This window comes from Saccharothrix ecbatanensis (assembly GCF_014205015.1).
GTDB classification, from domain to species: Bacteria; Actinomycetota; Actinomycetes; order Mycobacteriales; family Pseudonocardiaceae; genus Actinosynnema; species Actinosynnema ecbatanense.
On record NZ_JACHMO010000001.1, the window covers coordinates 1,511,638 to 1,534,722 of the forward strand.

At 70.2% G+C, this 23,085-nt stretch carries 22 protein-coding genes; 10 read left to right on the forward strand and 12 right to left on the reverse strand.

From position 1 onward, the window contains the following. Window positions 1-41 precede the first annotated feature (41 nt). Window positions 42-1,181: a Gfo/Idh/MocA family protein gene (locus F4560_RS06665; protein WP_184917618.1), complete on the forward strand. Its 1,140-nt coding sequence runs from the start codon at window positions 42-44 to the stop codon at window positions 1,179-1,181. Next, window positions 1,178-2,182 (forward strand): sugar phosphate isomerase/epimerase family protein, encoded by a 1,005-nt coding sequence (locus F4560_RS06670; RefSeq protein ID WP_184917620.1) that lies wholly within the window; start codon window positions 1,178-1,180, stop codon window positions 2,180-2,182. Before F4560_RS06665 ends, F4560_RS06670 begins: the two co-directional genes overlap by 4 nt. A gap of 73 nt (window positions 2,183-2,255) precedes the next feature. Here F4560_RS06670 and F4560_RS06675 read toward each other — a convergent pair whose 3' ends face one another. After that, window positions 2,256-2,849 carry a TetR/AcrR family transcriptional regulator gene (locus F4560_RS06675; protein WP_184917622.1) on the reverse strand — a complete coding sequence of 198 codons (594 nt, stop codon included), beginning with the start codon at window positions 2,847-2,849 and terminating at the stop codon, window positions 2,256-2,258. A gap of 112 nt (window positions 2,850-2,961) precedes the next feature. On the opposite strand from F4560_RS06675, the gene F4560_RS06680 reads away from it, so the two are divergent. Then, complete coding sequence (locus tag F4560_RS06680) at window positions 2,962-3,339, forward strand: DUF4267 domain-containing protein (protein WP_184917623.1); 378 nt, start codon at window positions 2,962-2,964, stop codon at window positions 3,337-3,339. 37 nt (window positions 3,340-3,376) lie between these two features. Next, window positions 3,377-3,862, forward strand: coding sequence for an SAM-dependent methyltransferase (locus F4560_RS06685; RefSeq protein ID WP_184917625.1), 486 nt, complete (start codon window positions 3,377-3,379; stop codon window positions 3,860-3,862). Window positions 3,863-3,886: 24 nt separating this feature from the next. Here the strand turns inward: F4560_RS06685 and F4560_RS06690 are convergent, their stop codons facing one another. The 5 genes from F4560_RS06690 to F4560_RS06710 all read right to left on the reverse strand — a co-directional run bounded on the left by F4560_RS06690 (window position 3,887) and on the right by F4560_RS06710 (window position 7,369). Beyond that, window positions 3,887-4,771: a hypothetical protein gene (locus tag F4560_RS06690; RefSeq protein ID WP_184917627.1), complete on the reverse strand. Its 885-nt coding sequence runs from the start codon at window positions 4,769-4,771 to the stop codon at window positions 3,887-3,889. Next, window positions 4,768-5,100 (reverse strand): type VII secretion target, encoded by a 333-nt coding sequence (locus F4560_RS06695; protein WP_184917629.1) that lies wholly within the window; start codon window positions 5,098-5,100, stop codon window positions 4,768-4,770. The genes F4560_RS06690 and F4560_RS06695 overlap by 4 nt, the downstream gene beginning before the upstream one ends. A 4-nt stretch (window positions 5,101-5,104) precedes the next feature. Next, entirely contained in the window at window positions 5,105-5,581 is a 477-nt protein-coding gene (locus F4560_RS06700) for a YbaB/EbfC family nucleoid-associated protein (RefSeq protein ID WP_184917631.1), read from the reverse strand. 5 nt (window positions 5,582-5,586) lie between these two features. Continuing rightward, window positions 5,587-6,066 carry a DUF6346 domain-containing protein gene (locus tag F4560_RS06705; protein WP_184917633.1) on the reverse strand — a complete coding sequence of 160 codons (480 nt, stop codon included), beginning with the start codon at window positions 6,064-6,066 and terminating at the stop codon, window positions 5,587-5,589. 133 nt (window positions 6,067-6,199) lie between these two features. Beyond that, on the reverse strand, window positions 6,200-7,369 hold the full coding sequence (locus F4560_RS06710) for a cytochrome P450 (protein ID WP_184917635.1): 1,170 nt from the start codon (window positions 7,367-7,369) through the stop codon (window positions 6,200-6,202). A gap of 63 nt (window positions 7,370-7,432) precedes the next feature. Between F4560_RS06710 and F4560_RS06715 the strand changes: the two genes are divergently transcribed. The 3 genes from F4560_RS06715 to F4560_RS06725 all read left to right on the forward strand — a co-directional run bounded on the left by F4560_RS06715 (window position 7,433) and on the right by F4560_RS06725 (window position 12,778). Continuing rightward, window positions 7,433-8,716 carry a CoA transferase gene (locus F4560_RS06715; protein ID WP_184917637.1) on the forward strand — a complete coding sequence of 428 codons (1,284 nt, stop codon included), beginning with the start codon at window positions 7,433-7,435 and terminating at the stop codon, window positions 8,714-8,716. 186 nt (window positions 8,717-8,902) lie between these two features. Beyond that, window positions 8,903-10,381, forward strand: a complete 1,479-nt coding sequence (locus F4560_RS06720; RefSeq protein ID WP_184917639.1) for a serine/threonine-protein kinase — start codon at window positions 8,903-8,905, stop codon at window positions 10,379-10,381. Between the two features lie 198 nt (window positions 10,382-10,579). Then, window positions 10,580-12,778, forward strand: a complete 2,199-nt coding sequence (locus F4560_RS06725) for a M20/M25/M40 family metallo-hydrolase (RefSeq protein WP_184917641.1) — start codon at window positions 10,580-10,582, stop codon at window positions 12,776-12,778. A 6-nt stretch (window positions 12,779-12,784) separates the two neighbouring features. Here F4560_RS06725 and F4560_RS06730 read toward each other — a convergent pair whose 3' ends face one another. Then, window positions 12,785-14,227: a hypothetical protein gene (locus tag F4560_RS06730; protein ID WP_184917643.1), complete on the reverse strand. Its 1,443-nt coding sequence runs from the start codon at window positions 14,225-14,227 to the stop codon at window positions 12,785-12,787. 51 nt (window positions 14,228-14,278) lie between these two features. Further along, window positions 14,279-14,971 (reverse strand): class I SAM-dependent methyltransferase, encoded by a 693-nt coding sequence (locus F4560_RS06735; protein WP_184917645.1) that lies wholly within the window; start codon window positions 14,969-14,971, stop codon window positions 14,279-14,281. A 104-nt stretch (window positions 14,972-15,075) separates the two neighbouring features. On the opposite strand from F4560_RS06735, the gene F4560_RS06740 reads away from it, so the two are divergent. Beyond that, a complete protein-coding gene (locus F4560_RS06740; protein ID WP_184917648.1) occupies window positions 15,076-16,224 on the forward strand; it encodes an RNA-guided endonuclease InsQ/TnpB family protein in 1,149 nt (382 codons plus the stop codon). Window positions 16,225-16,381: 157 nt separating this feature from the next. Here the strand turns inward: F4560_RS06740 and F4560_RS06745 are convergent, their stop codons facing one another. Genes F4560_RS06745 through F4560_RS06755 form a run of 3 tightly spaced genes read right to left on the reverse strand, consistent with a single transcriptional unit; the run spans window position 16,382 to window position 20,160 of the window. Then, window positions 16,382-16,972 (reverse strand): dihydrofolate reductase family protein, encoded by a 591-nt coding sequence (locus F4560_RS06745; RefSeq protein WP_184917651.1) that lies wholly within the window; start codon window positions 16,970-16,972, stop codon window positions 16,382-16,384. A 6-nt stretch (window positions 16,973-16,978) separates the two neighbouring features. Then, a complete protein-coding gene (gene manD, locus F4560_RS06750) occupies window positions 16,979-18,208 on the reverse strand; it encodes a D-mannonate dehydratase ManD (RefSeq protein WP_184917654.1) in 1,230 nt (409 codons plus the stop codon). Next, the gene (locus F4560_RS06755; RefSeq protein WP_184917657.1) at window positions 18,205-20,160 is read right to left on the reverse strand and encodes a glycoside hydrolase 5 family protein; all 1,956 of its coding nucleotides are present in this window, start codon (window positions 20,158-20,160) and stop codon (window positions 18,205-18,207) included. The genes manD and F4560_RS06755 overlap by 4 nt, the downstream gene beginning before the upstream one ends. Before the next feature lie 69 nt (window positions 20,161-20,229). Here F4560_RS06755 and F4560_RS06760 point away from each other — a divergent pair, with 69 nt between their 5' ends. Together F4560_RS06760 and F4560_RS06765 are read left to right on the forward strand one after the other, a co-directional pair. Further along, window positions 20,230-21,288 (forward strand): LacI family DNA-binding transcriptional regulator, encoded by a 1,059-nt coding sequence (locus F4560_RS06760; protein ID WP_184917660.1) that lies wholly within the window; start codon window positions 20,230-20,232, stop codon window positions 21,286-21,288. Between the two features lie 22 nt (window positions 21,289-21,310). Next, on the forward strand, window positions 21,311-22,186 hold the full coding sequence (locus F4560_RS06765) for an NAD-dependent protein deacetylase (RefSeq protein WP_184917663.1): 876 nt from the start codon (window positions 21,311-21,313) through the stop codon (window positions 22,184-22,186). Window positions 22,187-22,243: 57 nt separating this feature from the next. On the opposite strand, the gene F4560_RS06770 is transcribed toward F4560_RS06765, so the two are convergent. Next, window positions 22,244-22,951, reverse strand: a complete 708-nt coding sequence (locus tag F4560_RS06770; protein WP_221483371.1) for an SAM-dependent methyltransferase — start codon at window positions 22,949-22,951, stop codon at window positions 22,244-22,246. Window positions 22,952-23,085: the final 134 nt, after the last annotated feature.

The window sequence follows — 23,085 nt, forward strand, 5'->3', positions numbered from 1 at the left end:
TCGGGCTTCTTGGACACCGCTGCTGCTTTGAAGGGTTGCTGATGACAGACGAGATCGGCGTGGGCATGGTCGGCCACGCGTTCATGGGCGCGGTGCACTCGCACGCGTGGCGCAATGTCCACCGGTTCTTCGACGTGCCGCTGACACCACGGCTGGCAGTCCTCGGTGGACGTGACGCGACGCGCGCGAAGGACGCCGCGACCAAGTACGGCTGGGCCGCCGTCGAGACCGACTGGCGCGCGCTCGTCGCCCGGGACGACGTGCAGATCGTCGACATCTGCACGCCGGGGGACACCCACGCCGAGATCGCCCTCGCCGCGCTCGCCGCGGGCAAGCACGTGCTGTGCGAGAAGCCGCTGGCCAACACGGTCGCCGAAGCCGAGGCGATGGCGGCGGCGGCAGAGGAGGCGGCGACGCGGGGCGTCCGGTCGATGGTCGCCTTCAACTACCGCCGCGTGCCCGCGATCGCGTTGGCCCGCAAGCTGGTCGCGGAGGGCCGGATCGGCGACATCCGGCACGTCCGCGCGGTGTACCTCCAGGACTGGCTGTCCGACCCGGAGGCGCCGATGACGTGGCGGCTGCGGCGTGAACTCGCCGGTTCGGGCGCGTTGGGCGACCTCGGCGCGCACATCGTGGACGCCGCCCAGTACGTCACCGGCGACCTGATCACGGGGGTCAGCGGCACCACCGAGACGTTCGTGCGCTCAAGGCCCGACGGCGACGGGCGCGCCGAGGTGACGGTGGACGACGCGGCCGTGTTCATGGCCCGCTTCTCGTCCGGCGCGCTGGGCACGTTCGAGGCGACCCGGTACGCGTTGGGCCGCAAGAACGCCATGCGGTTGGAGGTCAACGGCACGCGCGGCAGCCTGGCGTTCGACTTCGAGGCGATGAACGAGCTGTCCGCGTACTTCGAGGACGACGGGCCGGCGGCCGGGTTCCGGCGGATCCTGGTCACCGAGCCGGACCACCCGTACTTCGGCGCCTGGTGGCCGCCCGGTCACCTGATCGGCTACGAGCACACGTTCACGCACGAGGTGGCGGACTTCCTGACCGCCATCGGCGGTGGCGAAGACCCCGCACCCGGCTTCGCCGACGGCCTGCGCGTCCAGCGGGTCCTGTCGGCGGTGGAGGAGAGCGCCGGACAGCAGTCCGCGTGGACCACGATTGGAGACCCCCGATGAGCCGACCGGTCACCTTGTTCACCGGCCAGTGGGCCGACCTGCCCTTCGAGGAGATGTGCCGACTCGCGTCGGGGTGGGGCTACGACGGGCTGGAGATCGCCTGTTCGGGTGACCACTTCGAGGTGGACAAGGCGTTGGCGGACGACGAGTACGTGCCCGCGAAGCGCGCGATGCTCAAGCAGTACGGGTTGGAGGTGTTCGCCATCTCCAACCACCTGGTCGGCCAGGCCGTGTGCGACGACCCGATCGACTTCCGCCACCAGGCGATCCTGCCCTCGCGGATCTGGGGTGACGGCGAGCCCGAGTCGGTGCGCCGGCGTGCTGCCGCGGAGATGGCGGACACGGCGCGTGCGGCGGCGAAGCTCGGCGTGGACACCGTCGTCGGCTTCACCGGGTCCTCGATCTGGAAGTACGTGGCGATGTTCCCGCCGGTGTCGCAGGCCGTGATCGACGCCGGGTACGAGGACTTCGCCCGGCGCTGGAACCCGATCCTGGACGTGTTCGACGAGGTGGGGGTGCGGTTCGCGCACGAGGTCCACCCGTCGGAGATCGCCTACGACTACTGGACGACGCGGAAGGCGCTGGACGCGGTCGGCAACCGGCCGGCGTTCGGGCTGAACTGGGACCCGTCGCACTTCGTCTGGCAGGACCTCGACCCGGTCGGGTTCATCCTCGACTTCGCCGACCGGATCTACCACGTGGACTGCAAGGACACGAAGAAGCGGTTCGACGGTCGCAACGGGCGGCTGGGCTCGCACCTGGCGTGGGCCGATCCGCGGCGTGGCTGGGACTTCGTGTCGACCGGGCACGGCGACGTGCCGTGGGAGGAGTCGTTCCGGGCGTTGAACGCGATCGGCTACCGCGGGCCGATCTCGGTGGAGTGGGAGGACGCCGGCATGGACCGGCTGCGGGGCGCGGAGGAGGCGGTCGGGTTCATCCGGCGGCACCTGTTCGACCCGCCGACCGCGTCCTTCGACGCCGCCTTCAGCACGGGGGAGTGACCCGGCGCGGCGCCGGTGAGCACGGATCGCGGACCAGTCCGACCGCGATCCGTGCCGTCGTGCCCCGGGTCCGTCACGGCGTGGTCGGCCCACCGGGGATGCCGGCGATCTGAGTGATGAGGAAGTCGAGCCGTTCCGCCTGGCCGGCCGAGGGGATGCGGCCGCTGTCGGACAGCACGGCCATGCCGTGCAACGCGCTCCAGATGACTTCCGCGAACAGTTCGCGCCGGTCGTTGTCCGGCGGGAAGCAGCTGACGAACTCGTCGAAACAGGCTCGCAGCGGGGGCGGTGTCTCGGCGCTGGCGAACTTCAAGTCGGTCGGCAGCACGAACATGGCCTGGTACAGGGCGGGCCGCTCGGTGGCGAAGTCCAGGTAGGCGCGGCAGACGGCGCCCAGGGCCTGCCCCGGCTCTGCGGCAGCCTCCCGCGCGCGGCGCAGGTGGGCGGCGAGTTCGCCGAAGCCGTCGAGCGCGACGGCGGTCACGATGGCGTCCTTGCCGTTGAAGTGGCTGTACAGCACCGGCTGGCTGTACTCGACGCGGTCGGCCAGCCGACGCGTCGTCACCGCTTCCCAGCCTTCGGCTTCCGCGAGTTCGCGCGCGGCCGTGATGATCAGTTGATGACGGTGGGCGCGTTCGCGTTCACGGCGTTCGTGGATGGCGGACATGGCCTCATCCTAGCAACGCTAGACATCCTGTCGCCGAGTGTCTATCGTTGCTATTGTTACTAGCGCCGCCAGAAGAACGCTGCGGCGCTGTTACTGAGAGGGGATGCAACACATGCTCACCACGGTCGCCAGCGTGCTCGCCGGACTGATCGGCGCAGGCATCATCGTCATCGGAGCGCGGGCCTTCTGGGCGCCGCAGGCCGCCGTCGGCTTCGGCATCCCCGGCACCCGGACCGATGACCCGAACTTCCAGGCATGGCTGTCGGTCAAGGCGGTGCGCGACATCGCCTCGGGGCTCTTCATCTTCATCCTGCTGATCGGCGCGACACCCCAGCTGCTGGGCTGGTTCATGCTGGCCGCCACCGGCATTCCCGTCGGCGACGCGCTGATCGTGCTGCGCAGCAAGGGTCCGAAGGCCGCCGCCTACGGTGTCCACGGGGCCACGGCCTTGGTGATGCTGGTGATCAGCGTGCTCCTGCTCGTCGCGTAACCGCACGTCACGCCGCTACCAGAACTCGGAGACCACCATGACATCGGACAGCGTGACATCGGACAGCGTGAACCTACGACCGGTCGCCCACGTGGTCGGCGGGCGCGGTGAGATGGTCGAAGACAACTGGCACGACGTTCGAGCCGTGATCCGGCTGGACGCCGAGTCGTTCACCGCGTCGGCGGTGCTCGGCCTGGAGCACTTCTCCCACATCGAGGTCGTTTTCCTCTTCGACCGGCTCGACCACACCCCAGAGCACAACGAACCCCGGCCCCCGAGGGGAAATCCGGACGCCGAACCCGTCGGGGTCTTCGCCCACCGGGGGCCGTACCGCCCCAACCGCCTCGGCGTCTCGCGCTGCCGGCTGATCGCGGTGGACGGCCTGGACCTGCACGTCGCCGACCTGGACGCGCTGTCGGGCTCGCCGATCCTCGACATCAAGCCCTACCTGGTCGAGTTCGCCCCACGTGAACCCGTCGTCCAGCCGGCCTGGGCCACCAAGCTCATGAGCGACTACTACTGAGAGGCCGGCCGGCCCAGGACGGCGTCAGCGTGTCGAATACTGGTGATCGTCCACCTGCGTGCCGTACACCCCGGTGTTCTTGGGCACCTGCGTCACCACGGTCTCGGCGATGGAGTTCGCGGCGCCGGGCGGGATCTTCGGCATCGCCTTGGCCAGCGCGTCCTTGACCTTCTCCAGGACGGAGAGGAACTTGTCGACCAGCTTGGACAGGCTGCGGATGGTGCTGACGATCTTGTCGACCCACTCCTTGACCTTGTTGGCCCACTTCACCACGACCCGGATGCCGTCGGCGACGATCGCGGGCGTGGCCAGACCGAGGGTGATGGCGGCGGCAGCGGCGGCCCGGATGAGCCACTGCACCAGCTCGCTCATGCCCATGGCGATCAAGTCGCGCACGGTCGTGCGCACCACGGCGACCGCCGCCGCGGCACCGGTCAGCGCGGCGCCCACACCGCTCGCGGCGACCGACGCGGCCTTGATCGCGCCCGCCTGGGCGAAGGCCACCGGACGGTACGCGGTGACCGCGGGCCCCACCCACGACGCGGTGTCGGACTCGACGATCCGCACCATGTCCTCGGACGCCCGGCCCAGGGCATCGGAGACGTTGCCCCAGGTGCCCGCGTTCTGGTTGATCACCCCGGGGTTGCCCGCGAGCGCGTCGAGCATCTCCTTGAGCGGTGAGGTGTTCTCCATGAACCAGGCGAACGCCGAGGTCAGCAAGCTGCCGAAGGGGTCCGCGATGAAGCCGAGCGCGTCGATCGCGGTGGCGCCGACGTTGACGCCCGCCTCCAGCCAGTCCCCGCGCTGCACGGCGAGCACGGCGTCCGTCGCGGGCTCGACCATGCCGATGCCGGTGAGGTGGTCGTAGCCGTCGTTCGCGGTCGGCGGAGCGATCAGCGGGTTGTTCATCGCAGTGACCCCAGCTTTTCGAGAATCTTGGAAATGGCGCCGTCGACGGCGCCGTCGACCGCGTCGTACGTGTCGGCCATGGCGACGATGGACTCCGACGTCGCGGCGACGACGGTGTTCGCCGTGCCGATGGCCGCGTGCCCCATCGCCTCGATCGAACCCATCAACGGCAGCAGCAGGGGGCTGCACAGGATGCCGTAGGCCGTCGTGCCGCTGATGGTGGCCTGCGTGGCGGCGTCCTGCGCCACCCCGATCTGATCGACCACACCGTCCAGCCGGCCCGCGTGCTCCCGCATCGCGTCCGTGTGGACGCCGAAACCGTCGGTCATCGTGTCACCACCCAGTCTTGTCGGTCGGACGGTCGGTGGCCCAGTTGTGGCCGCCGAAGTCGTCGTCGTCATCCGGTCGCGGGGCGCGGGCAGGCGCGGTCGCGTCGGGCTCGGGCGGCGGGGGGAACTTCTCCCGGAACCCGCCCATGATCGCGTCCATGGTCGCCGTGTCGCCGCCGAGGATCGGCGCCATCGCCTCCTGCATCCGGGCGGCGATCTGCGCCTGGGCGGCGCGCATCGTGCCGAGGATCTCCGCGGAGAGCTGCGAGGGCTGCTTGCGCAGCGCGGCGTCGGTCAGGTCGAGCGCGGTGACGTTGCCGCCGCTGTCGACCGTGATGGCGACCGCGCCGTCCTTCGAACGCTCCGTCACGTTGAGCTCGCGTGCCGCCTGCGTGATCTGGTCGGCCTGCTTGAGCTTGGCCTGGATCTGCTGGTCCCAGCTGCGCATCAACGCGTCCGGGTCGCCTGTGGCCGGATTCATCGCACTCACTTCCCTGTTCGTCGTGCCTTGCTCCGGGACAGCGCGGCCCCGAAGATGATCAGTGCCAGCAGGCCTCCCAGGCCGATCCCGGCCAGCAGCGACCCGACCCCGAGCACCGCGCTCGGCTCGAAGTCGGCCCGGTACACCTTCGGCGTTCCCGGCCCGCCACCCTTGTTGCCGAGCACCGTGCGCTGGACCACCGGCACGTCCCGGTCGCGGTCGTCCGGGGTGAACTGCCCCGGCTGCGCCGTCACCCGCTCACGTGCCCCGCCGTCCCACGTGACGTCCGCCCGGCACGTCCACCAGTAGCCGACGCCGAGGCCGCCGATCGGCCCCTCTTCCGCGCAGTCGGCGACCCGGGCCGTGCCGCGGTCCGAGATGTCCACCGTGGCGGCCTGGGGCTGGTAGTGGGTCATGCCCGTCAGACCCAGCATGATCGCGGTCGCCCACACTGCGACGGCGATCAGCCCTGCCACCGCCTTCACGAGCCGTCCACCAGCGTCCTCCCGAGTGCTCCGCCATCCGACGCGAGGATCGCACACCCGGTTCCGCTGTTCTGGCGATCGGCACGCCGGACACCGTCGACCGAACGGCGGAGGCGGGCGGTCGGGGCCGGTTCTACCAGGTGACCGGCAGCGATCGGAGGCCGTAGATCGGGGCGTCGAACTTGAACTCGACCTCCTCGAACGGCACGGCCAGGCGCAGCGTCGGCAGGTCCGTCACCAGCGCCCGCAGCGCCACCCGCATCTCCCACCGCGCCAGCAGGTGGCCGACGCACTGGTGCACCCCGGTGCCGAACGCGAGGTGTGACCTGGCGTTCCGGCGCAGGTCGAGGCGGTCCGGTTCGGGGAACGCGGCCGGGTCGCGGTTCGCGGCGAACAGGGACGCGATCACGCCCTCGCCCGCGCCCAGGACCGTCCCGCCGACCGTCGCCTCACCCGCCACCGCCCGCACCACGCCCTGGTGCACGGGGCTGAGGTAGCGGAGCAGCTCCTCCACCGCGTTGTCCACCAGACCGGGCCTGGCGACCAGGGCTTGCCACTGCGCCCGGTCGCGTTGGAGCGCCAGCACGGACAGCGCGATCGAGTTCGCCGTGGTCTCGTGCCCGCCGACCAGCAGCAGCACGGTCATCCCGACGGCCTCCTCGTCGGTCAACCCCGGCTCCCGCACCAGGCGGCTGACCAGGTCGTCCCGGGGTGACTCGCGACGGGCGCGGATCAGGTCTTCGAGGTAGCCGTGCAGCTCGTCCAACGCCGTCTGCACCTGCTCCGCCGACAGCGTCCGGTCCAGGTGGGCGCGGCTCCGGGTGGAGAAGAACTCCTGGTCCGACACCGGCACGCCGAGCAGCAGGCAGATCACGTCGGACGGCACGGGCAGTGCGAACCCGGTCACGAGATCGGCCGGACGCGGCCCGGAACGCAACGTCGCCAGCCGTTCCCGCGTGATCCGCTCCACCTCGGGCCGCAACGCGTTCATCCGCCGGACGGTGAACTCACCGGTCAACAACCGCCGGTAGCGCGTGTGCTCCGGCGGGTCCGTGACCAGAAAACTCCCCGGCGCCGCCCGCCGATCCACCACCGGCCGCAACTGCGGGAACCCCGCCCGACTCGGATCCGACGAGAACCGCCCGTGATCCCGCAACACCGCCCGCACGTCGGCGTACCGCGTCACCAGGTGCGCCTCCTGACCGTGCCGCAACGACACCGGGCACACAGGGGACTCGTCGCGCATCACCGCGAACTCCGCCGGCGGGTCGAAGCCGGGACGACGCGCGATCGGGTAGTCCATGGTGATCGACCTTACGGCCGACACCCGCGACCGACAGGCCTGAAAAGCCGCACACTGCTTGATATGGACCCTGTGACGGCGCAAGCGTGGACGGCACTCGGCGGCCGACCCGACCTGACCGTGGAGTACCGGACCGCGGGCAACGTGCTCGACGCCCGCCTGCCCGTGCGCGACCTGGCACGCGCCACCGTCGGGGTGTGCGCGCTCGCGGCAGCGGAACTGTCGGCTCAGCGCAACAAGACGCCGATACCGCCGGTCACAGTGGACGAGGGCGGCGTCGCCACCGCGTTCGTCAGCGAACGCCACCTGCGGATCGACGGCCGGACCGGTGCCACGTTCGCACCGCTGTCCAGGTTCTGGCGCACCGCCGACGGCTGGGTCCGCACGCACGCCAACTACCCGCACCACCGGACCCGCCTGCTCGAAGCCCTCGGCGTCGCGGACGACGCGCTCGAACGCGAACTGGCCGGCAGGCAAGCGCTGGAAGTCCAGGAAACCGTCTACAACGCGGGCGGGCTGGCTGTCGCGGTCCGGACCGAAGTCGATCAGACCAGACGCGCGCTGGTCGAAACGACGCGCACCGACACCACGAGCCGACCCCTGCCACCGGCCTCCCGCCCGGCCGAAGGCATCCGCGTCCTCGATCTCACCAGGGTGTTCGCCGGTCCGGTGGCCACCCGCACGCTCGCGTTCCTCGGCGCGGACGTCCTCCGCGTCGACTCGCCGCACCTCCCGGAAGACCCCGACGCCCACACGGACACCGGTATGGGCAAGCGCTCGACTCTGCTGGACCTCGCCGGCCGCCACGACCGGCGGACGTTCGACGACCTCCTCGACCAGGCCGACGTCGTCGTCACCGGCTACCGTCCCGGCGCGCTCGACCGCCACGGCTTCGGAACGCTGCACGAAAGACGCCCCGACCTGGTCATCGCGCAACTCTGCGCCTGGGGCTACACCGGCGAGTGGGCCGACCGGCGCGGGTTCGACAGCCTGGTCCAAGCCGCCACCGGCATCGCGGCCGTCGAAGGCGCGGACGGGACGCCCGGCGTGCTGCCCGCCCAAGCCCTCGACCACGGCACCGGCTACCTGCTCGCCGCCGCCGTCCTGCGCGCCCTCACCGAACGGCGAGGCCACCACGTCCGGCTGTCGCTCGCGGGCACCGCGTCCTGGCTCCTGCACGACATCGAACCCTCACCCGCCCACGGCGAGTACGACCCCGAACCGTGGCTGGTCGAGACACCTTCGCCCTACGGCACGCTCCGCCACGCCCGCCCGCCGATCGCGCGCGACGGAACGTGGGCGCACCCGTCTACGCTCTGGGGCACCGACGAACCGCGCTGGCGCTGACCCCCGCCGTCCATTGAGGACGGTCTGTCGACGCGGTCGGTGCTGTGCTCGTCACAAGCCAAAGTCGACCCGCGTGGTGAGCGGACAAACCCTCCCTGAAGTGTTAACACTGAAACGCACGTTCGATGGGTCACTCGATCGGGTACCCGGCCGTCGCCGGACGTGCGCGCGACGTTGGGAGCACGGGTGGAGGACCGCACTATCGCAGGTCGGTACCGGCTGACCGAGAAGATCGGCACTGGCGGGATGGGGGTGGTGTGGCGGGCCGAGGACCTGAGGCTCCGTCGCATCGTGGCGGTCAAGGAACTGCTGTCCCGCGCCGGTTTCGACCAGGAGTCGATCGACCGCGCGGTCCGGGAGGGGCGCATCGCGGCGAGGTTGCAGCACGCCAACGTGATCGCGCTGTACGACGTGGTGGAGCATGACGGCCACCCGTGGCTGGTGATGGAGTACCTGCCGTCCCGCAGCCTGTCCACGCTGATCAGCGAGCGCGGCGTCCTCCCGCCCGACGAGGTGGCCCGGTTAGGTGTGCAGTTGGCGGCTGGACTGGCCGCCGCGCACCGGGCCGAAGTCGTGCACCGGGACGTGAAGCCGGGCAACGTGCTCGTCACCGAGTTCGGCACGGTCAAGGTCACCGACTTCGGCACGTCGCGCGCGGTGGGCGAGGCGACCGTCACCGCGTCCGGGATGCTCGTCGGCACACCCGCCTACCTGGCCCCCGAGGTGGCGCGCGGTGGGGCGGGCGGTTTCCCGGCCGACGTGTTCGCGCTGGGCTCGACCCTGTACGCGGCGGTGGAGGGCGTGCCGCCGTTCGGTCAGGACGGCAACACGATCGCCCTGCTGCACCGGGTCGCCGACGGCCGGTTCCCGCCGCCCGCCAACGCCGGGCCGTTGACGCCGGTGCTGCTGCGCCTGCTCGACCCGAACCCGGACACCAGGCCGACCATGCCCGAAGCGGTGGACATGCTGCGGGACGTGCGGTTCGACGAGACGCCGGCCGTGGCACCGCCGCCCCCGGCCCCGACACCGACCGCCGTGATGACGGCGCCCGTCGAATCCGCCCCCGTCGACCCGCTGCCCGTCGACCCGCTGCCCACTCCCCAGGAACAGCCCCGACGTGACCGGAAGGCGCTCGTCGCACTCGCCGTCGTGGCCGTGATCGCCGCCGCGCTGATCGGGTACCTGGTCAGCCGGGGTGAAGGCGGTTCACCGTCGGCAGGCGAGAACACCGGCACCACCACCGAACCCGCGCAGACGACCGACGCCGCCACCACCGAACCCGCCGACACGACCTCGGAAGAACCGCCGACCACCACGGAAGCGGAAACCACGACCACGACCACGACCACGTCCGAGCCACCCGCCGAGGTCGGCCCGGACAAGGCCCTGACCGACTACTACGGCCTCCTCCCGAACGACCTGGAAACCGCCTACAGCCGGCTCACCGACCGCTTCAAGGCTCAGCGTGCGCCGAGCTTCGACGCGTACCGGGGGTGGTGGGAGCAGATGAGCGCGGTGAACGTGAACAACGTGCAGGTGGTCGGCCCGGACCAGGTGTCGGCGTCCGTGTCGTACTCGTTCAAGTCGGGCCGCAACGAGGTGGAGCAGCACGTCTACACGCTGGTCAAGGTCGATGGGCAGTGGGCGATCGACGGCCAGCAGTAAGCCCGGTCGCTCCGTCCTCACTCGAGGTACAGGCGGTAACCCCGGGCAACTGCCCGGAAGCCCAGTGACTCGTAGAAGGCATGCGCGGCTTCGCGGCTGTCTCGCGATTGAGCCTGCACGAGTTGTCGTCTCGGCGGACGTGGTGCGTCCCGCAGTACGGCACTGTCGAACGCGTTTTCGCCCGGTTAAGGTCTCCCGATGATCGTCCGGCGGATGTGGGTGGCGGCACTGCTCGCGGTGATCGCCGGGGTGGGTGCGCTGGCGGTGCTGGCGTTCCGACCGCCCGCGCCCGTGGCGGACGCGGCGGCGGGCGAGTTCGCCGCCGGACGTGCCGAGCAGCACTTGGCCGCGATCGCCCAACGACCCCACCCGATCGGGTCGGCCGACAACGCGCGGGTTCGTGAGCACATCGCCGACACCGCCCGCGGCTTCGGCGCCGAGGTGACGGTGGAGTCCGACGACGTCGTGCAGCCGTGGCGCGACGTGGTCCGCGTGGCCACCGCGCACAACGTCGTCGCACGCGTGCCCGGCACGGACCCGTCAGTGAGCGGCGGCAAGGCGTTGATGCTGGTCGCGCACTACGACTCGGTGCCCACCGGTCCGGGCGCGGCGGATGACGGCGCGGCGGTCGCGGCGATGTTGGAGACCTTGCGCGTGCTCCGAACCGCCGACGTGCGCAACGACGTCGTGTTCCTGTTCACGGACGGGGAGGAGTTCGGGACGCTCGGTGCGGAGGCGTACGTGCGGCGGCACGGCGTCGATGGGCTCGGTGCGGTGCTGAACTGGGAGGCGCGGGGGAGCGGCGGGCCGGTGTGGATGTTCCAGACCGGCGCCGACAACGGGCCGCTGGTGGAGGCGTTCGGTGCTTCGAGCAGTCGGCCCATCGCGAACTCGATGGCCTCCGAGGTCTACCGGCGGATGCCCAACTACAGCGATTTCACCGTGTTCCTGAACGCCGGGGCGCGCGGGCTGAACAGCGCGTTCATCGACGACGTGCGCGACTACCACTCGCCCTACGACGACCTGGAGCGGCTCGATCGCGGCAGCCTCCAGCACCACGGCGAGACGATGGTCGGACTGGTCAGGGCGCTGGGGGACCGGGACCTGCGGGCCGGTGATGGCAACGCCGTCTACTTCGACCTGTTCTCCCGTGTGCTGGTGCACTACCCGACGTGGTTGGCGGTGGTGCTTGCCGTTCTGACGGTGGCGGGGCTGGCACTTGGTGTCCGAAGTGGACGGTTGCGGCTGCGGGCCGTGTTCGCGGTCGCCGGGGTGGCGGTCGGGGCGGTGGTCGTGGCCGGCGCCTTGTCGTTCGGGTTGTGGGCGCTGGTGACGGCGGTACGGCCGGGGTTGGCTTTCCTGGCGTTGTCGGAGCCGTACGAGCGTGGCTGGTTCGTCGCCGGGTTCCTGGCGGTAGGGCTGGCGGTGCTGTTCGCGGCGGTCCGGGTGGTGCGGCGGTGGTCGTCGGCCGAGGTGATCGCCGGGGTGTTGGCGCTGACCGCTGTGCTGCTGGTGGCTACGACGGTGGCGGCTCCGGGTGTCGGGTTCTTGTTCCAGTGGACGTTGCTACTCGGCCTGCCCGCGTTGTGGATGCCCCGACTGGCGTTCCTCCCGCCACTCGTCGCCGCCGCGATCTTCCCGCCGTTGGTGGGCACGCTGATGGTGGCGCTGGGGATGCCGTTGAGTGCCGTGGGTGTGGTGTTCGCGCTGCTAGCGGGCGTGCTGCTGATGCCGTTGCTGTCCTCGCTGCCGCGTCCCGGGACTGTTTCGGCCGGGGTCGCCGTGGTGGCGGTGGCGTTGCTGGCGGTGGGCACGGTGCGGTTCGGCTTCGACCCCGACGAGCCGCGCCCCAACTCGCTGATCTACCTGCTGGACACCGGAACGGGCCGGGCCGACTGGCTCTCCGCCGATCCCGCGCCTGATCCGTGGACTTCGCGCGTGCTGGGGGAGAACCCGGAACGGGTGACGTTGACCGACGTCTACCCGATGCTGGACGACCCGCTGATGCGCGCCGCCGCGCCGAGCCTCGCCCTGCCGGCGCCCACCGCGACCGTTGTCGAGGCCACCGAAGGCGACGTGCGCACAGTCCGATTCCGCGTCACGCCCACTGCCTCCGCGTGGCGGACCCAGGTGACGTTGTCGGACCGGCGGGCCTGCCGGTTCGGCGAAGTGGACCTCCCCGGCGCCACGCTGGAGCTGTACGGACCGACGAGCCGTGAGATCACCTGCGACCTGGACCCCGGCACACCGCTGGAGGTGGCCGTAGCCGACCACTGGATCGGCCTGCCCGCCGAGGCGTCGTCCCTGGTCGGCCCACGTCCGGCGGACACCATGCCGGTCCAGTCCGGCAACCGCCCCTACGACGCCGCTTTGGTCCGTGCCACGTTCCGGCTCTAGTCGCGGTCAACAGCCGGCGCGGTCGAGCAGTCGCGTCATCGCCTCGGTCGGCAGGGCGGGGGCAGCGGCTGCGGCCTTCACCACGGTGGGATCGTCGTCGTCCAGCAGGCGTTCGGCGTCCGCCGGCAGCAGGTTCGGGTGCCCTGCCGCCGTGCAGCGAACCCGGACGTCGGGATCCCTGGTCAGCTCGGAGACGATCGGATCGGGCAACGCGGGACTGCCCAGGGTGTACCTGCGCCGCTGTGGGTCCGGGTCGGTGCTCAGCCGGACCAGGGCCTCCGACGGGAAGTTCGGGTGCTCGACCAGCAACGGCCGGTACCTCTCGTTTTCCCCGTGTTCGAGGAGCATCCGTTCGAGCACAGCGCCGGGGGTGTCGGGTCGGAACGTGGCCATCAGGCGGACGCCGGCGTCCTCGTCGCGGTCGAGGACGTCGAACGCCTCGGGCGGCAGGTCGTCGCAGCGCGCGAGCTCGATTCGGAACGCCGGGATCGGCGAGTGGAGGTAGTGCAACCGTTCCGGCACGGGAAGCGCGCGCAGCCAGTCGATCCTGATCTGGATCAACATCGACAGCGCGGTCGACGCCCCGCGGAACGGGCCTTGCTCCTCGGCTTCCGCCTGTAGTCGCCGGTACAGCCGTTCGCGTTCGTCGTCCGTGACGTCCTGCCGCACGATCACCCACGCCCGCACCAACTCGCTGGGATCACGGGCCAGTTCGTCACGCATCGCGGCCGGCAGCGTCGGGTTCAACGCGAGTTCCGCGCGCACCTCTTCGTCGTCCACCGCCATGCACTCGGCCGCGATCTCCGGCGTGAGCACCGCGTACGACAACACGGCTCCTCGCGTGGCGGGATCTGCCAACAGGCGTTCGTGCAGGTCGTCGGGTGCCCGGCCGTGCGGGTATCCCGCCACGGACGCGCGGACGTCCGGGTCGGGGTCGGTCGACAACGCCCGCCGAACGTCCTCGGGCATACCCGCCCATGACCGACCTACCGCGTGACGCAGCCGCGGATCGGGGCTGCGCGCCAACTCCGCCAACCGTGCGTCCTTCGCCGCGTCGGTCAACGCCGCAGACGCCGCCGACCCAGCCGAGCCCGCCGCTCGTGTCCACCCCGCAACCTGGAGGAGCTCGTCAACCGACATGTGCGCAGACCCGTCGAGCATCCGCTCGATGTACCGCCGTCGAGCGTCACGCACCTCAGGATTCCGGTGCTCCGCGATCATCCGCAGCACGGCGTCCGAGACCCTCCCGTAGGCATCGTCCAACGCCAGGGCGACGGTTGAGTCGCCGGTGTCCAGCAGCCGCTCCGCCAACGCGTCCGGCATCACCCGCTGCCGCCACGCCATTACCTTCGCCGCCACGGGCACCGGCACGAGTCGCATCAGCACGTCCAACGGCGCCGACGGGTTCCCCGCCAACCCGACCAACGCTTGTTCCAGCGTCTTGTCCACCCGCGCCGCACCCCCACGTGACCGTCCTGATCACCATGCCAGTCCAGTCCGTTAACGCGGACGCACGGCCCTCATCCACAGGTGCCAGGGGATCGTGTCGTCATTGACCTGCGGTTCCCGAAGGGCCTCGATGAGCAGGCCGGAGTCTTCCAAGGCCGTCGTGTAGGCGCTCAGCGGGTGGTTCCACCCGGTGAACTTCATCCGCATCCCGTCCCGCTCCACCTCCTCCTCGAAGCGGTGACGTCCGAAGTAGGGGCGGTCGAGGACGAACAGGCCGTCCTGGCGGCTGCCGGTGTTGGTGATCGGATGGGTGATCGACAGGCAGAGCCTGCCGCCCGGCTCGAGCACCCGGCCGATCTCGCTGACGGTGCCCGGCAGGTCGTCGACGTCCATCAGCACGTTGTAGGCGATGACGAGGTCGAAGCTGTCGTCCGGGAAGGGGAGGTCGGCCGAATCGGCCGTCAGGTACCGCCCCTCGGAGTCGGCCTGCCGTGCCGCTTCCAGCAGTGTGGGCGACGCGTCGATGCCGGTGACCCGGTGCCCTCGTTCGACGAGGTCGCGCGACACCCGGCCCTCGCCGCAGCCGAGGTCGAGGGTGGCTCGGCCGGCGGTCGGCACCAGCCCGAAGAACGCGTCGCGATAGCGCCAGTACGAGTCGAAGCCGGGTTTGCGCACCCAGGCGATCCAGTTCCGCGCCTGCTCTTCCCAGTCCTGCCCGGCGGCGGTCAGTGCCTTCTCGGTCATCTGCGCTCCTGTCGGTGGATACCCAGGCGTTCACGCCGGGGAGGAAACCGATGCTTTTGCCCGCATTGGCAAGGTTGACTCGCTGGATTGCTAATGTGTAGGGCATGTCGTCGGTGTCGGTGGTGAAGCGGGCGTTCCGGTACCGCTTTTATCCGACCCCGGCGCAGGAAGTGGAGTTGTTGCGCACGTTCGGGTGTGTGCGTCTGGTGTACAACCGGGCGTTGGAGGCCCGCACGGCGGCGTGGTACGGCGAGCGGCGCCGGGTGAACTATGTGCAGACGTCGGCGTTGTTGACGGAGTGGAAGAAGACCGACGGGTTGGGGTTTCTCAACGAGGTGTCGTCGGTGCCGTTGCAGCAGTCGTTGCGGCACTTGCAGTCGGCGTTCGCGGCGTTCTGGGAGAAGCGGTCCCGCTATCCGAGGTTCAAGTCCCGTAAGCGGGGCAGGGCGTCGGCGGAGTACACCCGGTCGGCGTTCCGCTGGCGCGACGGCCGGTTGACGTTGGCGAAGATGGACGGGCCGTTGGACGTCGTGTGGTCGAGGCCGTTGCCCGAGGGTGCCGAGCCGTCCACGGTGACGGTGTCGCGTGACCCGGCCGGACGGTGGCACGTGTCGATCCTGGTCGAGACCACCGTCGCCCACGCCCCACCCGTCGACCGTGTGGTGGGTGTCGACGCCGGGATCACCTCCCTGCTCACTCTCTCGACCGGGGAGAAGATCACCAACCCGGGGCACGAGCGGCGGGATCGGGAACGGCTGGCCCGCGGGCAGCGGGCGTTGGCCCGCAAGGAGAAGGGTTCCGCGAACCGGGTGAAGGCGCGGTTGCGGGTGGCGCGTGTCCATGCCCGTATCGCCGATCGTCGGCGGGATTTGTTGCACAAGTTGACCACTCGACTCGTCCGGGAGAACCAACTGGTCGTGATCGAGGATCTGGCGGTCCGCAACATGCTGCGCAACAGGTCGTTGGCCCGCGCCATTTCCGACGCGGGCTGGTCGGAGTTGCGGTCGATGCTGGAGTACAAGTGCGACTGGTACGGCCGGGACCTGGTCGTGGTGGACCGGTGGTTTCCCTCCAGCAAGACCTGTTCGCACTGCGGGCACCTGCTCGACCTGCTGCCGCTGCGGGTGCGGGAGTGGACGTGCCCCGGTTGCGGGGTTTCGCACGATCGCGATGTGAACGCCGCGCGTAACATCCTGGCCGCCGGGCGGGCGGTCGCAGCCTGTGGAGCCGGGGTAAGACCGACCCGACGCTAGTCGGCGAGGCATTCGGCGAAACCTCCCTTCCGGGGAGAAGAAGCAGGAACTGCCGGGCGCGAGACCGGCGGGGAATCCCCACCCCTTTCAGGGAGGGGAGGTTGTCAATGGCCGCAGGCTAGTGCGGGCCGACTACGAGGCAAACAGATTTGCCGTGTCACCCGTGTCGCCCGTGGCTCAGGAGGCGTCCTCCGACGCGGTAGCGCTGCATCACGACGCCCGTGCCGAACGTCCGGGTCTCGATCAGGTCCAGGTCCGTCCGGCGATCCTCCGGCCCGAACATCGGCCGCCCACGACCGATCAGCACCGGGTGCACGTACAACCGGTACTCGTCGATCAAACCGTGCCGGCGGAAGGCCGACGCCAGGTCCGGCCCGCCGACCACGAGGTCCCCACCCGGCGAGGCCTTCAACGCCAGCACCTCGTCCACCACCACGTCGCGCACGATGGTCGTGTTCCAGCCCGCCGACTCCAGCGTGCTCGAGTACACGATCTTCGGCATCTCCCGCCAGATGCCCGCGAACTCCACCTCCGGCCCCGTGCTCGCCGGATCACGATCCGCGGTCGGCCAGTACTCCGCCATCAGCGCATACGTGCGCCGCCCGCTCAAGAACGCGCCCATCCGCCCCAGCCACGAGTTCATGTGCTGGTGGAGCTCGTCGTCCACGACGTGCCAGTCGATCTCGCCGTCCGGCCCCTCGAAGAAGCCGTCGACGGACACCGACAGAGAGAAGATGATCTTCCGCATGCTCGCTCACCAGTCGTGGAGGGTGCCGTCCGCCAGTCGGTTCACCGGCAGGTACGCGGCACGGTAGGGGAATCTCCCGGCCGCGTCGAGGTCCAGCTCCACCCCCAACCCGGGCGAGTCGGACGGGTGCAGCAGGCCGTCCACGAACGTGTGGGAAGTACGGAACACCTCCAAGGTCTCCGCCGTGTGCGGCATGTACTCCTGGATGCCGAAGTTGTGCACCGCCAGGTCCAGGTGCAACGCGGCGGCCATGCCCACCGGCGAGATGTCCGTCGGCCCGTGCATCCCCGACTTGACCCCGTACACCGCCGCGAAGTCCAGCACCTTCTTCAACGCCGTCACGCCACCGGTGTGCGTCACCGCCGAACGCACGTAGTCGATCAGCCGCTCGCTCAACAACGTGGTGTAGTCGTGGATCGAGTTGAACACCTCACCGATCGCCAACGGCGTCGTGGTGTGCTGCCTGATCAGCCGCAACGCCGCCTGGTCCTCACCGGGCGTGGCGTCCTCCAGCCAGAACAGGTCGTACGGCTCCAACGCCTTGCCCAACCGGGCCGCCTCGATCGGGGTCATCCGGTGGTGGCCGTCGTGCAGCAGCGGCAACGACGGCCCGAACTCCGCCCGCACCGCCTCGAACACGGAAGGCACGTGCCTCAGGTACGCACGCGTGTCCCAGCTCTCCTCCACCGGCAGCACCCCGGCCCGCGCCGGCTCGTAGTCGTACCGATCGCCGCCACCGGCCGCCGACGCCGCCACCCCGTACACCGTGTCCAGCCCCGGAATGCCGGTCTGCACCCGGATCGCCCGGAACCCGAACTCCAGGTGCAGCCGGATCGAGTCGAACAGTTCCGGCAGGTCACGCCCCGACGCGTGCCCGTACGCCAACGCGCCGACCCGGCACGCCCCACCCAGCAACTGGTACAGCGGCATCCCGGCGGCACGGGCTTTGATGTCCCACAACGCGGTGTCGACGGCGGCGATCGCGGCCATCGTCACCGGGCCACGCCGCCAGTACGCGCCCCGGTACAGGTACTGCCAGGTGTCCTCGATGGCCGACGCGTCCCGCCCGATCAGCAGCGGCACGACGTGCTCCCGCAGGTACGCCTCCACCGCCAGCTCACGACCGTTGAGCGTGGCGTCACCCAGACCGGTGATCCCGTCCTCGGTGGTGATCCGGAGCGTGACGAAGTTCCGCCCCGGGCTGGTCACCACCACCTCCACCGCCGCGATCTTCACGAGCGCCCCCTCCGCACTTCCGCCACCAGCACGCCATATGCGTCAAGCTCCACAGTGGACAAGACATCCCCGTCCAACGACACCAAAGACCCGTCCACCAGCGGTTCCACCACGACCGGCGACGCGTGCTGGCTGATGAACCACGCGAACACCCGCCCGTCGGACGAATGCTCCATCAACCCCGTCATCACCAACGGATCATCGACCCGCACCGACGGCGTCACGCCGGCCGAAGCCGCCAACGCCGCGTACAGCCGCCACGTCGGCTCCGGATTCACCCGAGGCGTCATCGCCGCCATGTGCTCCAACGGGTAGGTGCACAGCACCATCCACCCGTCACCGACCCGATGCCGCAGCAACGCCGGCCGACCACGCCCGTCCACCGCGATCACCTCCGCGCCGTCCGGCACCACCGGCAGGAACGCCCGCGAGTTCTCCGTCCCGCCGACCCGGAACACCAACTCCTCGCCCGTCCCGATACCGCCGAAGTCCCGGACGAACACCATCCGCAGCTCGTCGTCCTCGATCGGGTCGACCAACCCGTACCGCAACTGCTTCACCACGCCGAACGTCTCGTCCAGCTTCGGCCACCACGGCCCGCGCTGCGTCCGGTGCTCGCCGACGAAGTACGACGCGTACACCACCGCGCCCGCCGACGCGCGCTCCACCAACGTCCGCCACGTCGGCGCGGTGAGCTGCTTGACCGACGGCACCAGGTGCAGCGCGCAGTCGTCCGGCACACCGTCCAGCTCGCGCACCACGCCCACAGGCAGGTCAGCCTCCCGCGCCGCGATGTACGCCTGCCGGGAGTTGTTCGCCACGCTGGTGGCGTCCTCAGGCTGAGTGAACGGGTACGGAGCCTCCAGGAACGACGACACCAGCAGCGCGATCCGCGTGTCCGGCCGCCGCAACCGCGCGAAATCCGTGCGCCGCAACACTTCCGTGAACGCGTGCACCTCCCGCAGCTGCTGCTTGGGCCGTCCCAGCGAGTCGGTCAACCCGAAGTGCATCTCGAACGGGTGGTGCCGGTACGGGTCCTGGTCGGCCAGGTCGTCGTAGTCGGTGTTGTTCCACGGTATCCAGCCGGTCGCGCCCGCCAGCAGCGTCGTGTGCAGGATCTGCCGGTAGTAGTGCGCGGCGTTGGCCTCGGAGACGTAGTCGGACGTGACCCCGAACTCCTCCATGACCACCGGCTTGCCACCGATGTCGAGCAGCTCGCAGACGAAGGCCGCGCCCAGGTGCAGCCGCAGCTGGTCGTCCTCCATCCGGTACACGTGCGGCCCGTGGAAGTCGATCAACGGCGCCAGGTCGCGGACCCGGAAACCGTTGTCCAGCCCGGTGATCTCCACGCCCCACGCGCCGTCACCGACCGACACGGGCTGCGTCGCCCCGGCCGCCCTGATCTCGCCGATCAACGCCGCCGCCCACGCCGTCACCGCGTCCGCGTCCAGCGTGCCGATGCCGCGCGACTTCCAGTCCGCGTAGATCGGGATCTCGTTGCTCAGCAGCCACCCCGCGACCGCCGGGTGGTCCTTCCAGCGGCCGGTCAGCTCCCGGACGTACCAGCGCTGCCGCTCCAGGAACGACTCGTCGGTGAAGATGTCCCGGCCGTCGCGCCACGCCGGGTCCCAGTTCTGGCCGGACATGTGGCCGACCACGAACGTCGGGATCGTCCGCATCCCCAACGCGAGATGCCGGTCGAGGAAGTCGTCGTACCTGGTCAGCAGCTTCTCGTCCAGCGCGTCCTCGGTGGGCATGAAGTCCGGCCAGTAGAAGAAGCTGCGGGTCAGGCCGATGCCGTGGTCGCGCATCACCCGCAGCTCCTCGTCCACCACGGACGGGTCGTAGTTGCGCCACATCAGCGGGCCGCCGGTGCTCGACCAGTAGTTGACCCCGACCCAGACCAGCGGGGAGCCGTCGGCGTCGGCGAGCTTGGCGGAGTTGCGCTGCATGGCGACAGGTATATCGTTTAACTAGCCATATGTCGAGGCACAGGGACCAGCAGGTGTAACGTTTGCCGGGTGGTGAGACGTGCTCAGGGCAAGCCGACGATCGCCGACGTCGCCGCCCTCGCCGGGGTGTCGGTGGCGGCGGTGTCGAAGGTCGTCAACGGGAAGGGCAGCATCTCCGCGCCCACCCGTGAACGCGTCCTGACCGCCGCGAGCAAGCTCCAGTGGACGCCGTCCGCCGCCGCAGTCGCCCTGCGCTCGGCGAAGACCCGCGCCATCGGCATGGTCGCCAGGCGCTCGCCGGACCTGCTCAGCGCCGACCCGCACTTCACCCTGCTGATCTCCGGCATCGAGAGCGAGCTGTCCCCGCTCGGCTACGGCCTGCTACTGCACATCGTGGGCGAGGAACCGTCCGCCGAGGAGGCCGCCTACCGCAGACTGGCCGACGAACGTCGGGTCGACGGCGTCGTGCTCACCGAGAGCCTCATCGGCGACACCCGGTTCGACCTGCTGCGAACGCTCGGCATGAACACCGTTCTGATCGGCACGCCCTGGCGGGACGACCCGGTGCCCGCCGTGCAGGCGACGGGGCTGGACAGCGGGATCCGGTCGGCCGTCGAACACCTGGTGGCGCACGGGCACCAGCGCGTCGCATACGTGTCCGGCCCCGAGGACCGGGTGCACACCCGCTACCGACGCCGGGTGTTCGAGGAAGCGTTGGCGGCGCACGACCTCACGCCCAGTCACACGATCGTGTCGGACTTCACCGCCGCCGGCGCGGTCGACGCCGTCGGCAGGCTGCTGGCCGACCGCCGCCGCCCGACCGCCGTCCTGTTCGCCAACGACTCGATGGCCGTGGCCGGGATGAGCGCGGCCCGGCGGCTCGGCGTGGACGTGCCCGGCGACCTGTCCGTGATCGGCCACGACGACCTGCCGCTCGGCGAACTCGTCTACCCGCAGCTCACGACCGTGCGGCAGGACCTGGTCGGCCTCGGCCGTGCGGCGGCACGCGTCCTGCTGGCGTCCCTTGGCGAGATCGAGGACGCCACGGTCGACATCCGGCCGCCTGAACTGGTGGTCCGCGAGTCCACCGGTCCGCTGACCAGCCGTGAGCCCGTCCACCCCACGTAAAGCCCCACGTAAAGTGGAGCGCATGCGCACACGGCCGACGTTGAGCTGGACGGCGACCGGCGCCCCGTTGCCGCGCACGACCAGCCTGGACGAGGTCGTGCGGGTGGTCGCGGACGGGCGGGTGCTGGTGCTCAGCGGCGCCGGCCTGTCCACCGAGTCCGGCATCCCGGACTACCGGGGCGCGGCGGGCAGCCTGCGCAAGCACACCCCGATGACGTACGACGAGTTCGTCGGCAGCGTCGAGGGCAGGCGCCGGTACTGGGCCCGCAGCCACCTCGGCTGGCGGACCATCGCCCGTGCCGCACCGAACACCGGCCACCACGCGGTCGCCGAACTGCACGCCCGCGGCCACGTGTCCGGCGTGATCACGCAGAACGTCGACGGCCTGCACCAGGCCGCGGGCACACCCGACGTGGTCGAACTGCACGGCAGCCTGGACCGGGTCGTCTGCCTGGACTGCCGAGCCGTGAGCCCCCGCGAAGACCTGGACCGCCGCCTCCGTGCGGCCAACCCCACGTTCGAGGCGACCGCCACCCGCATCAACCCGGACGGCGACGTGGACCTGGCCGACCACGAGGTCCGCTCGTTCCAGCTCGTGGCCTGCGCCGACTGCGTGACCGGTGTGCTCAAACCGGACGTGGTGTTCTTCGGCGAGAACGTCCCCCGCTCACGCGTGGACCAGTGCTACGGCTTGGTCGACTCCGCCGACGCCCTGCTGGTGCTCGGCTCCTCGCTGACGGTCATGTCCGGCCTGCGTTTCGTCCGCCACGCCGCCACCACCGGCAAACCGGTCCTCATCGTCAACCAGGGCGAGACCCGAGGAGACCCCCACGCCACGGTGCGAGTGGACCTGCCTCTGGGCCAAGCCCTGGCCGAACTACTGACCCACCTGCCCTAACCCCGCCCCGCGCCCTTGCGAGGTCGCGTCGATCGTTCGCGCCCCGTTTTCCGGCGATCACGCCCTTCGATCGTCGGAAAACGGGGCGCGAGCGGTCGACTCCCCAGGCGACCGAGCCGCCATCTGCGAAGCAGGGGCAATCAAACACAGCACGTGGTCTGAGCGGGTGCCCTCTTCGCCGTTGGGGCCGGTCATGTCGCGCTCTACGGTCTCGTCCACCTCGACGGTCCAACGCTGGTCCAGCTTGAGCGACTCCAGCAGTTCGGCGTTGGTGTCGAAGTGGTGGTTGGCGTGCGGGTGGTCGTGTTGCCACGAGGCCCACCCGCCGTGCCCGACGATCAGCAGCACACCGCCCGGCGCCACCGCCTCGGCCGCCCGCGCCAGGATCGCGTGCCGCTCACCGTCCGCCGCCACCGCCGAGTGCAGGAACATCGCCGAGACCAGGTCGTACGTGCCGGTCGGGAACGACCGCGCCAGGTCGTGCTGCTGCCAGTCGATCCGCGCGGCGAGGCCCGCCTCGGTGGCCCGCGCCGCGCCCCGGGCCAACGCCGTGGTCGACACGTCGACGGCGGTGACCGTCCAGCCCCGCGAGGCCAGCCACAGGGCGTCGCCGCCCTCGCCGCAGCCCAGGTCGAGCACGGTGCCGGGGGTGAGCTGCGAGACCTCTCTCTCGAACAGCTCGTTGACCGAGCCGGTCCAGATCTGGCCCTTCTCGCGGTAGAACGTCTCCCAGTGGTCCTCAGTCATGTTCACGTCCGTGTTCATGTCTTCGATCCTCCGAACATACGCCAGTCTTGGCAAACTTTGTTGCCGATCCAGCAACACGCTCCCACTGCGTAGTCGGGGTGATAACTCGAACGAGTGGTGACCTATCGCTCGATCGAGTAGCGAAGATCCGG

Excerpts from the sequence above, each read along its gene's own strand:
- F4560_RS06665 (WP_184917618.1), top strand. The coding sequence starts at position 42 with ATGACAGACGAGATCGGCGTGGGCATGGTCGGCCACGCGTTCATGGGC.
- F4560_RS06670 (WP_184917620.1), top strand. The coding sequence starts at position 1,178 with ATGAGCCGACCGGTCACCTTGTTCACCGGCCAGTGGGCCGACCTGCCC.
- F4560_RS06675 (WP_184917622.1), bottom strand. The coding sequence starts at position 2,849 with ATGTCCGCCATCCACGAACGCCGTGAACGCGAACGCGCCCACCGTCAT.
- F4560_RS06680 (WP_184917623.1), top strand. The coding sequence starts at position 2,962 with ATGCTCACCACGGTCGCCAGCGTGCTCGCCGGACTGATCGGCGCAGGC.
- F4560_RS06685 (WP_184917625.1), top strand. The coding sequence starts at position 3,377 with ATGACATCGGACAGCGTGACATCGGACAGCGTGAACCTACGACCGGTC.
- F4560_RS06690 (WP_184917627.1), bottom strand. The coding sequence starts at position 4,771 with ATGAACAACCCGCTGATCGCTCCGCCGACCGCGAACGACGGCTACGAC.
- F4560_RS06695 (WP_184917629.1), bottom strand. The coding sequence starts at position 5,100 with ATGACCGACGGTTTCGGCGTCCACACGGACGCGATGCGGGAGCACGCG.
- F4560_RS06700 (WP_184917631.1), bottom strand. The coding sequence starts at position 5,581 with ATGAATCCGGCCACAGGCGACCCGGACGCGTTGATGCGCAGCTGGGAC.
- F4560_RS06710 (WP_184917635.1), bottom strand. The coding sequence starts at position 7,369 with ATGGACTACCCGATCGCGCGTCGTCCCGGCTTCGACCCGCCGGCGGAG.
- F4560_RS06715 (WP_184917637.1), top strand. The coding sequence starts at position 7,433 with ATGGACCCTGTGACGGCGCAAGCGTGGACGGCACTCGGCGGCCGACCC.
- F4560_RS06725 (WP_184917641.1), top strand. The coding sequence starts at position 10,580 with ATGATCGTCCGGCGGATGTGGGTGGCGGCACTGCTCGCGGTGATCGCC.
- F4560_RS06735 (WP_184917645.1), bottom strand. The coding sequence starts at position 14,971 with ATGACCGAGAAGGCACTGACCGCCGCCGGGCAGGACTGGGAAGAGCAG.
- F4560_RS06740 (WP_184917648.1), top strand. The coding sequence starts at position 15,076 with ATGTCGTCGGTGTCGGTGGTGAAGCGGGCGTTCCGGTACCGCTTTTAT.
- F4560_RS06745 (WP_184917651.1), bottom strand. The coding sequence starts at position 16,972 with ATGCGGAAGATCATCTTCTCTCTGTCGGTGTCCGTCGACGGCTTCTTC.
- F4560_RS06755 (WP_184917657.1), bottom strand. The coding sequence starts at position 20,160 with ATGCAGCGCAACTCCGCCAAGCTCGCCGACGCCGACGGCTCCCCGCTG.
- F4560_RS06765 (WP_184917663.1), top strand. The coding sequence starts at position 21,311 with ATGCGCACACGGCCGACGTTGAGCTGGACGGCGACCGGCGCCCCGTTG.
- F4560_RS06770 (WP_221483371.1), bottom strand. The coding sequence starts at position 22,951 with ATGAACACGGACGTGAACATGACTGAGGACCACTGGGAGACGTTCTAC.